Origin of the sequence: Mycobacterium sp. E1386 (assembly GCF_001672745.1) — a bacterium.
In the GTDB taxonomy this organism is placed as follows: Bacteria; Actinomycetota; Actinomycetes; order Mycobacteriales; family Mycobacteriaceae; genus Mycobacterium.
Genome location: NZ_LZKH01000075.1, coordinates 17,078 through 29,058 on the forward strand (window position 1 = coordinate 17,078; position 11,981 = coordinate 29,058).

An 11,981-nucleotide genomic window follows, 5' to 3' on the forward strand; every position below is an offset into this window, starting at 1 on the left:
GAGCGGCAGAAACGCCAGCGTATGCGCAGGTGAGCTCGCACAGCTCTCCGACCGTATGCACAGGATACATCGTGATGGAGGTGCCCGTAGTGGCAAAGCAAGCTACTGCCGATAGGCGGCAACGGCGCGAACGCGGATCCATCAATCCCGATGACATTATCAGTGGCGCATTCGAACTCGCGGAGCAAGTATCGATCGACAACTTGAGCATGCCGCTGCTCGGCAAACATCTGGGCGTCGGGGTGACCAGTATCTACTGGTACTTCCGCAAGAAGGACGACCTGCTCAACGCGATGACCGACCGCGCCTTGAGCAAGTATGTGTTCGCCACCCCCTACGTCGAGGCCAGCGACTGGCGCGAGACGTTGCGCAACCATGCGCGCCTGATGCGTAAGACGTTCATGGGCAACCCAATTCTGTGCGACCTGATTCTGATTCGTGCCGCGCTCAGCCCGAAGGCGGCGCGGTTGGGCGCCGAGGAGATGGAAAGGGCGATCGCCAATTTGGTCGAGGCCGGCCTGTCGCCCGAAGATGCCTTCGACACCTACTCGGCCGTCTCCGTCCATGTCCGCGGCTCGGTGGTGCTGCAGCGGCTGTACGAAAAGAACCAATCCACCGACGAGGGTGCGCGTGCCATCGAGGACGCCGTGGCCATCGATCCCGAGAAAACCCCCCTGCTCGCGCAAGTAAGCCGGATCGGTCACCGCATCGGCGCACCCGACGAAACCAATTTCGAGTACGGGCTCGGTTGCATCCTCGATCACGCCAGCCGGTTGATCGAGGAGGGCAAGGGATCGAAGGCCGGCAAGCCGACGCCGTCACGGCAACGCAAGGCGGCCAAGTCGTCTGGGCCGCGGGCACGTACCAAGGCCCCCGCCGGGCGCTAGCTAACCACGAATCGGGTTATTAGGCTTCGGGTTTGGGCACCTCAAAGTATTCATCGCGGAGCCGGAATGCTTCCTTCGTGCCGTGCTGGGCGCGGGCTTTGACGAAGTTGAACTCGTCCGGCCCGAATTGCAGGTTGGTGCCGAAGGCGTGGAAGAGGTAGCTGGCGACTTCCTCACCCTGGTACGCCTGGCTCTGTTCGACGAGACGGAACGCCTCCTTGGCGATCACCACTCCGTCGGCGGGCATCTTTGCCGCCTTCTCGGCCCAGTACCGCGCACGCGCCCCGACGGCGGCTGAGTCGCAGGTGTCGGTGAAAATTCCAAGGTGCTCGAGCTCGCCGGCCTCGATGACGTCACCGGTGAGCAGTAGACGCCGGGCCAGTACTGGCCCCAGCCGGTGGAAGAACATGTGCAGGCTGCCGAGCGCGGGGCCGAGGAAGCGGGTCGCCGGCATGCCGATCTTCGTGTCACGCGCTATCACGGAGATGTCGGTCATCAGTGCCATCTCGAACCCGCCGCCGAGTGCATACCCGGCGATCTCTCCCACTGTCACCTTGGGAAAGCCCATGAAGTTGTGGTAGAAGCCAAAAGACTTGCGGTCCACGGCGAGTCGTCGGCGCTGGCTGGGGCGGCGTTTGGGCGACGGGTCGTCGCCCGGTTGGCTCTGCTTGCCGTACCAGCCGTACGCGTTGTTCATGTCGGCCCCGGTGGAGAAGACGCCACCAGCCCCGCGCAACAGCACCACCGTGAGGTCGTCGTCGTCGGCCACCCGGTCCAGATAGCGGGCGACGGCCTCGCGCATGGCGGCGTCGTAGGAGTTGTGTTGCGCGGGATTGTTGAGCGTGATCGTCGCGATACGCCGGTCGCGGTCGACCTCGAACAGCACCCGATCGTCCTGGGCGCTCGAGGCAGTCATGTGTCGGACTCCTTTCGCCGCCTGCCGAATTGGAACCCGGCCAGCTTTTCCGGTGGGGACGCCAATGTGCTCACCTCGCCGGTGCAGAGCACCTCGTCGTCGAGCAGCAGCCGCGCTGTCGATACGACGCCGCGCTCGCTCTGCGAGCGAGCGATGTCGAACCGCAGCTCGGTCAGCACGGGCGTCGGACGGCGAAACGCGACCGCCAGCGACCGCGTCTTGCCGGACAGGCCCGTGACGCAGTTGTGGTGCTGGATGACGCAGTCAAAGAAGACGGCCAGGAAACCGCCGTGCACCAATCCCGGCGGGCCCTCGTAAACCAGGGGGAAGTTCACCCGCCCGGTCGCCTTGTCGGCATCGAGGTGATCGAACAGATACTCGGGAAAGCACGGGTTGTAGGCGCCGATGTCGGTGGCGTGGTTGAGATAGACGCGCCGGGGATCGTCGGGGATGTCACCGATCCGCGGCGCGTTGTCCTCCGGCGCAACGGCGGACAGCTCACGCTCCCACTGCGCGAACTTCTCCACCATGGTGTCGACCGTCGGATGCGGATGCTCGAGTGCCAACAACAGCGAACTCAGGCGCCGCATGGCGCCGGCGGCAGCCACCGTCTGGGCCAGGGGCCGCTCGCCGAATGTGGCATCGCCGGCGCCCGGCGCCTCTGGTGCGGCCCGCCCCTCCGCTCGCCCTCCCTGCAAGGCCATGCTTGTCTCTTTTCGCTCGGGTTCCGGCCCGGCTATTTCCGGCGGCAGCGTACCCTGCTAACTTATACAGCGTATCAATCGTATTGCCTACTGTATGGGTAACCGTATCGGCAGAAAGGCCGGATTCGACGGTGAGTCAGGAGGCCGACACGGCCGGTGCCGACGGTGCGGTGACGGTGCACCGGGACGGCGCCGTGTTGCGGCTCACGCTGGATCGTCCATCCCGGCGTAACTCGTTGAGCCAAGCAATGATTGGTTCCATGATCGGAACATTGACCGATGCCGCCGCCGACGATTCGTTGCGCGCGGTTCTCATCAGGGGTGGCGACGACTTCTGCGCCGGAGTGGATTGGATAGCCACCAACGGCCGGCAGCGCCCTCGCACCGGCGATCTTGTGCGGCGGATCCCCCATGCCGCACACCGCCTGATCGAGCTGGTGGCGAGCATCCAGCTGCCAGTGCTCTGTAGCGTGCGGGGATGGGCCGCGGGATTTGGCTGCAATCTCGCGCTGGCAGCCGACTTCACCGTCGCCGCCACCGACGCGGTGTTCTGGGAGCCCTTCGTGGACCGGGGCTTCAGTCCCGACTCGGGCGCCACCTGGCTGCTGCCCCGGCTGGTCGGCCTGGCCCGGGCCAGGCGAATGTTGTTGCTCGGCGAGAAGGTCGGCGCGAAGGACGCGGCCGACTGGGGATTGATCCACCAAGCGGTAGCTCCCGCCGAGCTCGACGGCGCCGCAGAGGAATTGCTCGAGCGGCTGGCTTTCGGCCCGACCGCGGCGATCGGCTTGACCAAGCAGGCCCTGAGCTTCGGCCAACATGCCACGCTGAGCCAAGCCATGACACAGGAGCTGTTCAATCTCGAACTATCTTGCCGGACAGCGGATTTCAAGGAAGGTCTGGAAGCTTTCCGGCAGCGAAGGGCACCGAAATTTCAGGGCCGATGAGGGAGCAGGATGCCTACTGACTCGTTCGACACCATCAACTACGACGTCGACGGGCATACCGCCACTATCACACTGAACCGGCCGGATGCCCTCAACGCCCTCAGCCCGCACATGATCACCGAGCTGCGGGCCGCCTACGACGAGGCCGAGAACGACGACAAGGTGTGGCTGACCATCGTGACCGGCACGGGTCGCGCGTTCTGCACGGGCGCCGACGTCAAGGCCATTCCCGAAGACGGCAAGGTGATCTACGAACGCCCGTATCTGTCGACCTACGACCAATGGGAGGCACCGCAGGAGGGCACCCCGCCGTTTCGCACGGCCGCCAAGCCCGTGCTCGCCGCGGTCAACGGGCTGTGCTGTGGTGCCGGCATGGACTGGGTCACCACATCGGACATCGTGATCGCCTCGGACCAAGCAACTTTCTTCGATCCGCATGTGAGCATCGGGCTGGTGGCCGGACGCGAGATGGTGCGGCTGTCGCGGGTGCTGCCCCGCTCGATCGCCCTGCGGATGGCGTTGATGGGCAAGCACGAGCGGATGAGCGCACAGCGCGCTTACGAACTCGGTTTGATCAGCGAGATCGTCGAGCACGACCGGCTTCTCGACCGGGCGCACGAGATCGCCGAGATCGTCAACTCCAATGCGCCGCTGGCGGTTCGGGGCACCCGGTTGGCCATCGTCAAGGGCCTCAACGTTCCGCTGCACGAAGCCGAGATCATGGCCGAGACGTTCCGCGAACGCGTGCTGCGCACCGAGGACGCGGCCGAGGGACCCAAGGCTTTCGCGGAGAAGCGCAAGCCCGATTGGCAATGTCGATGACGTTCGAGACCATCCTGCTCGAGGTGGACGCCACCGATCGGGTCGCGACGATCACGCTGAACCGGCCGGCGCAGCTGAACGCGTTCAACCGCACCATGTGCGAGGAGATGACCCGCGCCTGGCGCATGGTCAAACTCGACGAGTCGGTCAACGCGGTGGTGCTGCGGGCCGCCGGCGACCGCGCGTTCAGCGCCGGGTTGGATATCAAAACGCCCTACGGTCAGCCCGAAAACGTCTGGAACCACGAGGATCCCGGCGAGGCGCTGAGCCCCAAGTGGCAGAAGATGTGGAAGCCGGTCGTCTGCGCCGTCCAGGGCCTGTGCACCGCGGGCGCGTTCTACTTCATCAACGAATCCGACGTGGTCATCTGCTCGCAGGACGCCACCTTCTTCGACTCGCACGTTTCCGCCGGACTGGTCTGCGCATTGGAGCCGATCGGCCTGATGAGGCGCATCGGCCTCGGCGAGACGTTGCGCATCGCGCTGATGGGCAACGACGAGCGGGTCAGCGCGGACACCGCGCTCCGGATCGGGCTGGTGTCGGAAGTGGTCCCCACCGAGCAACTCTGGGACCGCGCGCACGAGATCGCCACGACCATCGCTGCGAAGCCGCCGACCGCGACCCAGGGCACGGTGAAGGCGATTTGGGAGTCGCTCGACAAGCCGTATCGCGCGGCAATGGAGCAGGGCCTGATCTACACCCGGCTCGGTAACCCGCTCGGCGCGGCGGAGCTAGCCGCCCAGCGGAACGCCGGCGACGGCGCCACCCGCACGCCGAAAACCCGCTGATGGCTCCGCACCCGCTCAGTCAGCGCATCGCCGACGTCCTCAACCTGGACCCGGACGCGCACGCGATCGAGTTTGACGGCCAATGGATTTCGTGGTTCAGGGTCCGCGCCATGGCAGAGGCCATCGCCGCGCATACCGCCGGTGGCGAGGTGGGGATGCTGCTGCGCAACCGCCCCGGTCAGGTGGCGGCCTTTCTCGGGGTGCTGCTCGGCGGCGGCACCGTCGTCGTCATCAACCCGTCGCGCGGTGACCAGCGCACACAAGCCGACATCGCCGCGCTGCGGCTGCCGCTGATCATCGGGGAACACGACGACCTGACGGCACTCGTGCGCCCGACGACCGACACGAGCACGGTGGAGATCTCGGGCCGATTAGACGATCCCGAGGAAGCCTGCCTGACAGTTCCGCCGGCGCGAGGGAACGGCCTCCGGCCCGGCGTGGCGGTGCGCATGTTGACCAGCGGTACGACGGGTCCGCCCAAACGAATCGACCTCGGCTACGACATGCTGGCGCGCAGCGTGATGGGCGCTGAGGCCGACCGCCCCCCCGCGCCCACCGAGCTGCGGCGCGGCGTAGCGATCGTCAACTCGCCGCTGGTGCACATCGGCGGCGTGTTCCGCGTGTTGCAATGCATCGCCGAGGCCAGGCCGTTCGCGCTGCTCGAGCGATTCGAGCTGAACGCGTGGGCCGAGGCCGTGCGCAGGCATCGGCCGCGCACGGTCTCGCTGGTACCCGCCGCCCTGCGGACGGTGCTGCACTCCGACGTGCCGAGGGCGGACCTGGAGAGCATCCGCGCCGTCACCTGCGGCACGGCCCCACTGGCGGCCGACGACGCCGATGCCTTCACCGAGAAGTATGGAATCCCAGTGTTAACCTCCTACGCCGCAACCGAGTTCGGCGGCGGCGTGGCCGGCTGGACCCTACCTGATTACCAGCGATATTGGCCCACCAAGCGGGGTAGCGTCGGCCGCGCCAACCCAGGCGCGCAACTCCGGGTGGTCTCCGACGACGGCACGCCGCTCGGCCATGACCGGATCGGTCTGCTCGAAGTCAAGCCGGGACAACTGGGGCCGTCCGCCCAGTGGATGCGGACCACGGACATGGCGCGCATCGACGCGGACGGCTTCGTCTGGATCGTCGGCCGGGCCGACCAGGCGATCATCCGCGGCGGGTTCAAGGTCATGCCCGACGACGTGCGCACGGCCCTGGAGAGCCACCCCGCGGTGGCCGCGGCGGCGGTCGTCGGGCGGCCCGACCCGCGCCTCGGCGCAACGCCGGTCGCCATGGTGGAACCGCGCGAGCCCGCCTCCGTCGAATCCGACGCACTGGTGGACTATCTGCGAACCCAGCTGGCGCGCTATGAGATTCCCACCGAAATCGCGATCGTCGAAGCCATCCCGCGAACAGCGTCGGGAAAAGCCGATCTGGGTGCGGTCCAGAGATTCTTCAGCGCAGCCGCCCACAGCGACCATGCGCGGTGACACCGCGACCGTCGCCGAGGTCCTGACCCACCAGGCCCGCTCGCGTGGTGACCATCCGCTACTTGTCTGCGACCGCGACCGCATCAGTTACCGGAAGGCCGAGGTTCGCTCGGCAGAGCTCGCCCGCGGGCTGATCGCCGTCGGGGCCGGCAAGGGCTCCCATGTGGGCCTGCTCTACCCCAACGGGCCCGAGTTCGTCGTCGCGATGCTGGCGGCGGCGCGGATCGGTGCCGTGGTGGTGCCCTTCTCGACATTCGTCACCGTCCGCGAGATGCGCGAGCAGCTGCGCGACAGCGACGTCGAAATCCTCCTGGGTGCAGCGGCTTTCCGTAGCCACGACTACGTCCAGCGGCTCAAAGAGGTGCTGTCGGACCCTGAGTTCGAACCCGGCCGTCGCCTGTTCTCCCCCGCCGCGCCCCAACTGAGGGAGGTCGGCATCGGCTACCGGCCGGGGGCGGCGGGCCGTATCCGCGACATCGAGCGGTTCTATCGGCTGGCCGGGACGGTGGCCCCCGAGCTGCTCGCGGCAACGCAAGACGACGTCCACGGTTGCGATCCCCTGGCCATCGTGTACACGTCGGGGTCGAGCAGTGCCCCCAAGGGGGTCGTGCATACGCACGCGGCGTTGCTCGGACACCAGCGGAACCTCAACAGGATCCGCGGTTTGACGGCCGAGGACAAGCTGTTCTGCAATTCGCCCTTCTTCTGGATCGGCGGCTTCGCGTTCGGGTTGCTCGCGACGTTGGTCGCCGGGTCGACGCTGGTGTGCTCCAACGCCGCCGATCCCGGCGAGACGCTCGACTTGCTCGAAGCCGAAAAACCCAGCATGACCAATGGTTTCAGCGCCGGCATCGCACACCTGGCCGATCATCCAAGCTTCCCGCGACGGGATTTGTCATCGCTGCGGCGCGGCAACCTGTACCCCATCATGGCGGACGACGTCCGACCGGGCGACCCGGAACTACGGCACAACATGCTGGGCATGACCGAAGCCGGCAGCATCGTGTTGATCAGCGACGACGAAACCGATCAACCCGAGAGCCGGCGCGGATCGTTTGGCAAGCCGGCACCCGGCTTCGACACCAGCATCATCGACACCGAAACCGGACTTCGGGTCGGCGTCGGCGAGGTCGGGGAACTGTGCATCCGCGGACCGTACGTGATGCAGGGCTACTACCGACGCAGTCGCGAGGAGTGCTTCGACGCCGACGGCTGGTTCCACACCGGGGATTTGGTTCGTACCGACGCCGACGGATTCTTCTGCTACCTCGGCCGGATCAGCACGATGATCAAAACGGCCGGCGCCAACGTATCGGCGGACGAGGTGGAGCGGGCCATCGGCAGGGTCACCGGCGGGTTGACGGCCCACGTCGTGGGTGTCCCCGATGTCCAACGCGGAGAGCTGGTCGCGGCGGTCGTGGTGGTCCCGGACGGCGCCGCGTTGGATGAGGCGGCGCTGCGCGATGGGCTCAAGGCGGAATTGTCGGCGTACAAAATTCCGCGGCGGTTTATCGCCGTATCGCGCTCCCAACTGCCGTTGCTCTCCAGCGGCAAGGTGGACACCCGCGGACTGAGAGCGCTCTTCGATGCCTGACACCATCGACGGACTCGTGCGGCTCCGCTCCGAGCACGACGGCGACACACCGATGGTCATCGACCCTACGTCGCGGATCAGTTATCGCGAACTCGAACTCACCACACGCGAATTGGCCGCGGTGTTCGTCGAAGCCGGTGTGGGCAAGGGCGCCCGGGTGGGCCTGATCATGCCCAATTGCACTCGTTGGGTGCAGGTGGCTGCCGCGCTGACCCGCATCGGTGCCGTGCTGGTACCGCTGAGCACCCTGCTGCAGGCCGGTGAGCTCGCCGCGCAGCTGCGTGTCGCGGCCGTGCAATTCCTGGTCAGCGTCGACGAATTCCGCGGTCATCACTATCTCGATGAGCTCGAGCAGCTGCGACCCGAACTTCCTGCCTTGCGTCAGGTCTGGACGACCGACCGGCTCGCCGACGCCACCGCCGGCGAGCCGGTGCGCCGGATCGTCGATGCCATGACTGAGACGGTCACGGCCGCCGACCCTTTGGTCATCATGTTCACCTCCGGCAGCAGTGGGGCCCCCAAGGGCGTCCTCCACTCTCACGGCAGTGCACTGGGGGCCGTACGGTCGGGCCTGGCCGCGCGCTGCATCACCGCCGACACCCGGCTCTACCTGCCCATGCCGTTCTTCTGGGTGGGCGGCTTCGGCAGCGGAATCCTGTCCACGCTGTTGGCCGGTGCCACCCTGGTGACGGAGGAGATCCCGCGTCCGGAGACCACGCTGCGCCTGCTGGAAGCCGAGCAAGTGACGCTGTTTCGCGGCTGGCCGGACCAAGCGGAGGCGTTGGCCAGGCACGCCGCGACGGTCGGCGCCGATCTGTCGGCCCTGCGGCCGGGAAGCCTGCAGGCACTGCTCCCGCCCGAGCAGCGGGCCCGGCCCGGCGCTCGGGCCACGTTGTTCGGCATGACCGAGGCATTCGGTCCATACTGCGGCTATCCCGCCGACACCGATATGCCCGAGACTGCTTGGGGCAGCTGCGGAAAGCCGTTCGGCGGCATGGAGGTTCGCATCGTGGATCCCGACAGCGGCGAGCCCGTGCCGGAAGGCGCCGTCGGCATGATCCAGATTCGCGGACCTCATACGCTGCGCGGCATCTGCGGTCGCAGCCGAGAAGAACTGTTCACCGTCGACGGGTTCTACCCGACCGGCGACCTGGGCCACCTCGACGGCGAGGGATTCCTGTTCTACCGCGGACGTTCCGACGACATGTTCAAGGTCAGCGGCGCCACCGTCTATCCCAGCGAGGTGGAACGCGCGCTGCGGACCATCGACGGGGTCCATAGCGCCTATGTCACCAGTGTGCCCGGAACGGCGGGCGAACGGGTGGGCGCGGTTGTGGTGTGCGACGGCTCGGCAACCGCTGACCGACTGACTCGGGACGCGCGAAAGCTGCTGAGCGCCTTCAAGGTACCGACGGTCTGGCTACTGCTGGAATCCGACGACGACATCCCGCGCGGCGGCACAGGCAAAGTCGACACCGGGAGGCTGCGAGAGATGTTGACCGACGCGAATCAGCGTTAGGAAACCCGGGTCCAGGGTTGACAGTTCTGCGACTCGAAGGCCTTGACCGACGTGTTGATATTGGCGTACATAGGGCCGATCGAGGTATTCGTCTGAAGTACGTGGTCCTTGTTCGCATCGGGCGTGCTGTAGGTGAACCACGAGCACATCGAGTCCTGGGTTGGCACGTTGTTGATCCAGACGCCGAAGGCCGAACCCGAGCCACCCGTGTGGTAAAGGCCCGGTGCGATGTCGGGGCCCACGACAAACACGCCGTTGCCGGGGATCGGGTCCAGTGGGTCGCCGACGGCCGGGGGTGCGAGAGCTATCGCGACCACGGCTACACCGAAGATGGCCGACGTGCGGATCGTTCGGGGCACTTTTCCTCGCTTATGTCGTTGCCCCCTCCCAGGCAGAATATGCCGAAGCGCATCCGGGAAACAACAGTTAGCCCGAGGCCGGACGGCTCACGTCCATGACCACCCCGCGCGCGGTGAGGTGATCGATCAGCGGGACCGCGCCGGCGGCCAGATGTTGTGACATCGCCGCGCGGGCAAGCTGGTCGTCACGTTTTTTCAGTGCGGACAGAATGCGCCGATGGTCCCTCATCGACTGTTCGGGCCAACCTTCGATGGCCGGAAACACCGATTCCGGTGCGTAGCGGGTGATCTGCGACATCAACTGGGCGAGCTTCGGCGAGTCCGCGGCAACATTGATGGCGCGGTGGAATTGGTGATTGAGACGCACCGTCCGCTCGTCGTCATCGCCGGCGTAGGCGTCTTCGAGTTCCGCCTGAATCTGTTTGAGTTCGCGCAGTTGGTCGTCGGTGATGTTGATCGCGGCCCGCGCCGCGAGTTCACCTCCGACGTGAGCCTGCAAGTTCGCGACGTCGGTGACGTCGCGACCCGTCACCGGCAGCACCATGAAACCCCGTCGGGGCTGTTGGTCGATCAGGCCTTCGGCGCGCAGGGCGAAGAGCGCCTCCCGCACCGGTGTGACGCTGATTCCCAACTCGGCGGCCAGTTGATCCAGGCGGACGTAGGACCCCGCGACGTAGGTGCCATCGAAGATCCGTCGACGGATGAAACGTGCGACATCATCCGAAAGTTGCGGTCGCGCAGCGAAACCCGGGATCGTCATCGCTCGGCCTGGTATTCGGCGAGCAGTCGCTTGCTGATGATGTTCTTCTGGATTTCGCTGGTTCCTTCGCCGATCAGCAGGAACGGAGCGTCACGCATCAGCCGCTCGATCTCGTATTCCTTGGAATAGCCGTAGCCGCCGTGGATCCGGAAACTCTGCTGGGTCACCTCGGTGCAATACTCGCTGCACAGGTATTTGGCCATCCCGGCCGCCACATCGTTGCGCTCCCCCGAGTCTTTCAGTCGGGCCGCATTGACCATCATCAGATGTGCCGCTTCGATCTTGGTGGCCATCTCGGCCAGCTGGAATGCGATGGCCTGGTGCTCGGCGATGGGCTTGCCGAAGGTGTGGCGCTGCTGGGCGTAGCGGACCGCGAGCTCGAAGGCGCGGATGCCGACACCGCACGCTCGGGCAGACACGTTCACCCTGCCGACTTCGATGCCGTCCATCATCTGGAAGAAGCCCCGTCCGGGGCTACCGCCCAGAACGTCGTCGGCGCTCGCCTGGTAGCCGTCGAAGATGAGTTCGGTGGTGTCGATCCCCTTGTACCCCAGCTTGTCGAGCTTGCCCGGTATGACCAGGCCGGGCACGACTTCACCGAAACCCGTTGGCTTCTCGACCAAGAATGTGGTCAGGTTCCGGTGCGGCTTGTCGGCCCCTTCGTCGGTGCGAACCAGCACCGCGATCAGCGTCGAGCTCCCGCCATTGGTCAGCCACATCTTTTGGCCGTTGATGGTGTAGTCACCGTCCGGATTGCGTACCGCCCGTGTCCGGATCGCGGCGACATCGGAGCCCAGCTCCGGCTCCGACATCGAGAAGGATCCCCGCGTCTCGCCGGTCGCCATGCGCGGCAGGAACCGTTGCTTCTGCGCATCAGTGCCGTGCTGGCGCAGCATGTATGCCACGATGAAGTGCGTGTTGAGCACTCCGGACACGCTCATCCAACCGCGGGCCAGCTCTTCTACGCACAGCGCGTACGTCAGCAGCGACTCCCCTAAGCCGCCGTACTCGTCCGGAATCATCAGCCCGAACAGGCCCATGTCGCGCATCCGGTCGACAATGTCCTGGGGGTAGGTGTCCCCACGGTCGAGTTCCGCGGCGTTGGGGATGACTTCCTTGTCTACGAATTGCCTTACGGTGGCGATGATTTCGGTCTGGAATTCGGTCAACCCGAGGGTCTGGGCGAGTTTGGTCATGCGCTGTCTTT

12 protein-coding genes are annotated in these 11,981 nt (G+C 66.1%); 7 read left to right on the forward strand and 5 right to left on the reverse strand.

All coding sequences use genetic code 11. From position 1 onward, the window contains the following. The first annotated feature begins 74 nt into the window (after positions 1 to 74). Positions 75 to 887 carry a TetR/AcrR family transcriptional regulator gene (locus tag A5709_RS07840; protein WP_067950953.1) on the forward strand — a complete coding sequence of 271 codons (813 nt, stop codon included), beginning with the start codon at positions 75 to 77 and terminating at the stop codon, positions 885 to 887. A gap of 19 nt (positions 888 to 906) precedes the next feature. On the opposite strand, the gene A5709_RS07845 is transcribed toward A5709_RS07840, so the two are convergent. Both A5709_RS07845 and A5709_RS07850 read right to left on the reverse strand, forming a co-directional pair. After that, entirely contained in the window at positions 907 to 1,803 is an 897-nt protein-coding gene (locus A5709_RS07845) for an enoyl-CoA hydratase/isomerase family protein (protein WP_068119229.1), read from the reverse strand. Further along, positions 1,800 to 2,507, reverse strand: a complete 708-nt coding sequence (locus A5709_RS07850) for a hypothetical protein (protein WP_068119232.1) — start codon at positions 2,505 to 2,507, stop codon at positions 1,800 to 1,802. The genes A5709_RS07845 and A5709_RS07850 overlap by 4 nt, the downstream gene beginning before the upstream one ends. A 131-nt stretch (positions 2,508 to 2,638) precedes the next feature. Here A5709_RS07850 and A5709_RS07855 point away from each other — a divergent pair, with 131 nt between their 5' ends. From A5709_RS07855 to A5709_RS07880, 6 genes are read left to right on the forward strand one after another with little or no spacing between them, the layout of a single operon-like run. Then, the gene (locus tag A5709_RS07855; protein ID WP_068119235.1) at positions 2,639 to 3,451 is read left to right on the forward strand and encodes an enoyl-CoA hydratase/isomerase family protein; all 813 of its coding nucleotides are present in this window, start codon (positions 2,639 to 2,641) and stop codon (positions 3,449 to 3,451) included. Positions 3,452 to 3,460: 9 nt separating this feature from the next. After that, positions 3,461 to 4,273 carry an enoyl-CoA hydratase/isomerase family protein gene (locus tag A5709_RS07860; protein ID WP_068119238.1) on the forward strand — a complete coding sequence of 271 codons (813 nt, stop codon included), beginning with the start codon at positions 3,461 to 3,463 and terminating at the stop codon, positions 4,271 to 4,273. Further along, on the forward strand, positions 4,264 to 5,061 hold the full coding sequence (locus tag A5709_RS07865; RefSeq protein ID WP_067950958.1) for an enoyl-CoA hydratase/isomerase family protein: 798 nt from the start codon (positions 4,264 to 4,266) through the stop codon (positions 5,059 to 5,061). The genes A5709_RS07860 and A5709_RS07865 overlap by 10 nt, the downstream gene beginning before the upstream one ends. Continuing rightward, complete coding sequence (locus A5709_RS07870; protein ID WP_067950959.1) at positions 5,061 to 6,542, forward strand: AMP-binding protein; 1,482 nt, start codon at positions 5,061 to 5,063, stop codon at positions 6,540 to 6,542. Before A5709_RS07865 ends, A5709_RS07870 begins: the two co-directional genes overlap by 1 nt. Continuing rightward, positions 6,532 to 8,136, forward strand: coding sequence for a class I adenylate-forming enzyme family protein (locus A5709_RS07875; RefSeq protein ID WP_068119241.1), 1,605 nt, complete (start codon positions 6,532 to 6,534; stop codon positions 8,134 to 8,136). The genes A5709_RS07870 and A5709_RS07875 overlap by 11 nt, the downstream gene beginning before the upstream one ends. Beyond that, complete coding sequence (locus tag A5709_RS07880; RefSeq protein ID WP_067950961.1) at positions 8,129 to 9,655, forward strand: class I adenylate-forming enzyme family protein; 1,527 nt, start codon at positions 8,129 to 8,131, stop codon at positions 9,653 to 9,655. The genes A5709_RS07875 and A5709_RS07880 overlap by 8 nt, the downstream gene beginning before the upstream one ends. Here the strand turns inward: A5709_RS07880 and A5709_RS07885 are convergent. From A5709_RS07885 to A5709_RS07895, 3 genes are all read right to left on the reverse strand, one after another. Continuing rightward, on the reverse strand, positions 9,652 to 10,014 hold the full coding sequence (locus A5709_RS07885) for a hypothetical protein (RefSeq protein ID WP_067950962.1): 363 nt from the start codon (positions 10,012 to 10,014) through the stop codon (positions 9,652 to 9,654). The two genes, A5709_RS07880 and A5709_RS07885, sit on opposite strands and share 4 nt — an antisense overlap. Before the next feature lie 67 nt (positions 10,015 to 10,081). Further along, a complete protein-coding gene (locus A5709_RS07890; RefSeq protein ID WP_067950963.1) occupies positions 10,082 to 10,774 on the reverse strand; it encodes a GntR family transcriptional regulator in 693 nt (230 codons plus the stop codon). Next, a complete protein-coding gene (locus A5709_RS07895) occupies positions 10,771 to 11,970 on the reverse strand; it encodes an acyl-CoA dehydrogenase family protein (protein ID WP_067950964.1) in 1,200 nt (399 codons plus the stop codon). The genes A5709_RS07890 and A5709_RS07895 overlap by 4 nt, the downstream gene beginning before the upstream one ends. Positions 11,971 to 11,981: the final 11 nt, after the last annotated feature.

What these genes read in the sequence shown, in the direction of transcription:
- A5709_RS07865 (WP_067950958.1), top strand. Translation starts at nt 4,264, where the DNA reads ATGTCGATGACGTTCGAGACCATCCTGCTCGAGGTGGACGCCACCGAT.
- A5709_RS07860 (WP_068119238.1), top strand. Translation starts at nt 3,461, where the DNA reads ATGCCTACTGACTCGTTCGACACCATCAACTACGACGTCGACGGGCAT.
- A5709_RS07845 (WP_068119229.1), bottom strand. Translation starts at nt 1,803, where the DNA reads ATGACTGCCTCGAGCGCCCAGGACGATCGGGTGCTGTTCGAGGTCGAC.
- A5709_RS07875 (WP_068119241.1), top strand. Translation starts at nt 6,532, where the DNA reads ATGCGCGGTGACACCGCGACCGTCGCCGAGGTCCTGACCCACCAGGCC.
- A5709_RS07880 (WP_067950961.1), top strand. Translation starts at nt 8,129, where the DNA reads ATGCCTGACACCATCGACGGACTCGTGCGGCTCCGCTCCGAGCACGAC.
- A5709_RS07850 (WP_068119232.1), bottom strand. Translation starts at nt 2,507, where the DNA reads ATGGCCTTGCAGGGAGGGCGAGCGGAGGGGCGGGCCGCACCAGAGGCG.
- A5709_RS07840 (WP_067950953.1), top strand. Translation starts at nt 75, where the DNA reads ATGGAGGTGCCCGTAGTGGCAAAGCAAGCTACTGCCGATAGGCGGCAA.
- A5709_RS07890 (WP_067950963.1), bottom strand. Translation starts at nt 10,774, where the DNA reads ATGACGATCCCGGGTTTCGCTGCGCGACCGCAACTTTCGGATGATGTC.
- A5709_RS07895 (WP_067950964.1), bottom strand. Translation starts at nt 11,970, where the DNA reads ATGACCAAACTCGCCCAGACCCTCGGGTTGACCGAATTCCAGACCGAA.
- A5709_RS07870 (WP_067950959.1), top strand. Translation starts at nt 5,061, where the DNA reads ATGGCTCCGCACCCGCTCAGTCAGCGCATCGCCGACGTCCTCAACCTG.